General features: G+C 63.9%; 1 pseudogene. It reads left to right on the top strand.

Going from position 1 to position 504, the window contains the following annotated elements:
* A pseudogene (locus SO140_RS46515) lies at window positions 1–504 on the top strand (hypothetical protein); the annotation flags it as partial.

Raw genomic sequence — 504 nt, 5'->3', positions numbered from 1 at the left:
CGGCGTGACCTGGCGCAGTTAGCCGACAACGAAGAACTCAAAGGCTTGCTCAAGATCCGCCAGCGCAAAGCCCTGGAGAGTTATCTGGACGGCGCCGATCTGCTGGACGTGCTGCACGATTTTTGCCCGCCGCACGCGATCACGCTGGAGGACCTGTTGGCGCTGCTGCCCGTTTGCCTACCGCGCGCCTACTCCATCGCTTCGGCAACGCGGGAAGAGAGCCTCGATCTGTGCGTTCGCGACGTGCGTTATGAACGCGGCGGCCGCACGCGGCGCGGCACGGCAACCGGCTGGCTGCTCAAGCATCCCGGTCCTTTCCGCCTTTTCTGCCGCGCCAACCCCGGCTTTTACCTGCCGCGCGACACCGCCTTGCCTGTGCTGCTTATCGGTACCGGTACCGGCATCGCACCGTTGATTGGCTTGCTGCGCGAAATGGCCGCCCAGGGCGAACGGCGTGAAACCGTCCTGATCTTCGGTGAGAAAAGGCGCGATGAAGACTTCCTG

The sequence above is a fragment of the Bradyrhizobium sp. UFLA05-108 genome (assembly GCF_059803455.1).
The sequence above is the reverse complement of the archived record's forward strand: the minus strand, read 5'-3'. Positions and strand labels throughout refer to the sequence as shown.